Origin of the sequence: Rhodococcus sp. (in: high G+C Gram-positive bacteria), from assembly GCF_049286785.1 — a bacterium.
In the GTDB taxonomy this organism is placed as follows: Bacteria; Actinomycetota; Actinomycetes; order Mycobacteriales; family Mycobacteriaceae; genus Rhodococcus_F.
The window spans coordinates 1-2,636 of record NZ_JBAQEO010000855.1; the positions used below are offsets into that span (position 1 = coordinate 1).

The 2,636-nt window shown below is 64.3% G+C and carries 3 protein-coding genes and 1 pseudogene; all 4 read right to left on the reverse strand.

Annotation, left to right across the window (positions count from 1 at the left end; genetic code table 11):
* Nucleotides 1-345, reverse strand: a pseudogene (locus WAW17_RS30415) (carbohydrate ABC transporter permease); the annotation flags it as partial.
* A complete protein-coding gene (locus WAW17_RS30420) occupies nucleotides 335-1,294 on the reverse strand; it encodes a carbohydrate ABC transporter permease (protein ID WP_422336560.1) in 960 nt (319 codons plus the stop codon). The gene WAW17_RS30420 and the pseudogene WAW17_RS30415, both read right to left, overlap by 11 nt.
* Nucleotides 1,295-1,304: 10 nt before the next feature.
* Nucleotides 1,305-2,168: a metallophosphoesterase gene (locus WAW17_RS30425; RefSeq protein WP_422336561.1), complete on the reverse strand. Its 864-nt coding sequence runs from the start codon at nucleotides 2,166-2,168 to the stop codon at nucleotides 1,305-1,307.
* On the reverse strand, nucleotides 2,165-2,636 hold a 472-nt coding region (locus WAW17_RS30430; protein ID WP_422336562.1), incomplete at its 5' end, for an extracellular solute-binding protein. The genes WAW17_RS30430 and WAW17_RS30425, both read right to left, overlap by 4 nt.

Genomic DNA, 2,636 nt, shown 5'->3' on the forward strand with positions numbered 1-2,636 from the left:
GGTGTACATGGCGAACGCGTAGGACGCCAGCAATGCCACCAGGAGTTGACCGAGCGCGGAGACCAGCGCGACCCCGAACGTATTGGCAAGCAACCGGACGACATCGACCTTCTCGGACGCATCCACATAGTTGTCGATCGACAACGGCCACGGTACGGGGGCGAGAGAGAGCACGTCGCCCGGCTGCCGCAGGGATGTTGCGAACAACCAGTAGACCGGGAAGGCGCAGACTGCCGCGATCGCGGCGAGCACGACATGACCACGCACTCGCCGCCATCGCGGTTCGAGCGTGCGATAGATCACCGGTTCGGCCGCAACCTCCACAGTCGGCGTGCTAGTCGTCATGGAACGAGATCCTCTCCGAGATCCACACCAGAACCCCGGCGACGGCGCCGAATCCGATGAAGAGCATGATTCCGGCCGCTGCGCTGAGCCCGGCGTCGAAGCTGTGGAACCCGTAGTCCCACAGCAGGTAATAGATGTTGGTGGTCGCCCCCGACGGGCCACCCTGAGTCAGAGTGTCGATCAACGGAAACGTCCACTGGGCACTGAGGAGCACGGTCATCAACGTGAGGAAGACCAGAGTGGGGGAGAGCAGCGGCAGAGTGACCCACCGGTCGGTCTGCCAGCGGGTTGCGCCGTCCACCTGCGCGGCCTCGTCGTAGTCCGCGCTGACACCGGCCATTCCCGCGGATACCACGAGAACCGCGAATCCCATGAAATGCCATCCGGTGATGATGATGATCACCAAGTGCGCGGTCGCCGGCTCGTAGATCCAGTTGGTTTTCGTGCCCAGCACCCGATTCACGATCCCGGCGCCGGGATCGAGGAGCCACTGCCAGACCGCGGCGCTCGCTACCGGGGCGACGAGGAAAGGCGCGAAGATCACACTTTGGTAGACGGCACGGGCTCGCCCGTCGACGGCTCGGGTGGCGAACCCGACCACGACCGGCAGTATCAGCGAGAACGGCAGCAGGGCAAGAACGAGCACCACTGTCCGCCACACCGATTCGCCCACTTCTGGAAGCTCGAGAAGTCGGCGATAGTTGTCTGCACCAACGGGCACCATAGGGGTGGACGGCAGCAGATTCCAAGAATACATCGAGAGCTGTGCCGCCTGGAGCAGCGGACGGTACGTCCACACCACGAGGAGGAAGAGGGCCGGCGCGAGATACAAGTACGGTTCGATCACCCCGCCTGCTCTTCCGCGGAAGGGCAGGCGGGCGACCGGAACCGGAACCTGTTCCCGAACAACGACCTCCGTCTCGGGGACGTCAGTCACGGAAACGAACATCTATGCTCCTTCACCCGGCCTGAGCGGCAAGGGCGTGGAGCTTGTCCAACATCTCGTGCTCGGGCTGGTCGTAGACGTCGGCCGAGGGTGTTGCCTCCACCGCGGTGGCCACCACGGAAGTTCCCAGCACGTCGATTCGGCTGAATCCGTACCCGACGACGCCGCGATGGCGGCCTACCGGCGCGATCGGATCCACCCGGTAGGACAGCGCCGGCCCCATCCACACCGGGATCCCGGCGATCGCCCCGGAACCTGTGAGGTGGGAATGCCCGCACAGAATCATCCGGACGTCCGAGCCCTCGAGAACGGTCTCGAGCCGACCGGCCTGCTGCAGCCGAAGATAGTCGACTGTGGCGACAGGGGAGGGGATCGGCGGATGGTGGAGAACGAGAAGCGTTCCCCGTGCGCTCGGGCGCGAGAGTTCGTCGGCGAGCCACGCCAGCTGAGTGGGCTCGAGTCGCCCCTCGTGTCGACCGGGGGTCGTGCTGTCCAGCACCACCACCCGCAATCCGCGCACGTCGTACACACCGTCGTGCGGAGCTGTCAGGTCGCCATCGGAGGCGTCGATTCCCAACAGTTCTGTGTGAAATGCCGAGCGCTCGTCGTGATTGCCCATCGCATAGACGATCTGGGCATCGAGTTCGTCCGCTGCGGTTTCGACGACGACGCGCAGTCGTCGGTACGCCTCGGGGTTCCCGTTGTCGCTGAGATCGCCGGAGAGGACGAGTGCGTCGACGTGCTGCCGCGACATTATGATTCGATCCAGCACGTCACGAAGATTCGCCAGCGTGTCCACTGCCCCGTGCACGCGCTCGCCGGCACCACGAATATGGGTGTCGGTCAGCTGGATCACGGTGATGTCGGGGGTACTCATCCGACCGGGAGAAGCGCCGTGGCCTGCTTTTGGGCGGCTTCGAGGGTGGGTTTCGGATCAGCACCCTGGTAGACGACTGCCTCCACCGCGTCCATCATTCCGTCCCGGATCTGCAGATAGCTGTTGCCGGGCATCGACACCCACGGTTCCATCGACTCGAGCTGCTTCAGGTTCGGTTCGAGGAGCGTGTTCTCCGCAGCCCAGGTCTTCAATCCTGCCGGGTCGTCCACGAGCCCGGTCCGCAGCGGCAGATAGCCGATGCCCTTCGCGATCGTGACATAGGCTTCTTCGCTCGTGAGGAACTTGATCAGCTCCCAGGAGGCACGCTGCTTTGCCGGATCCGAGGCGAAGGCGAACAACGATGCACCAGAGTTGGTGGCAACAGCAGGCTTTCCGTCGAAGGTCGGCATGGTGGTCGAGCGCAGATCCCACTTGCCTTCGGCGCCCTTGACGAACGTGCCCTGGATC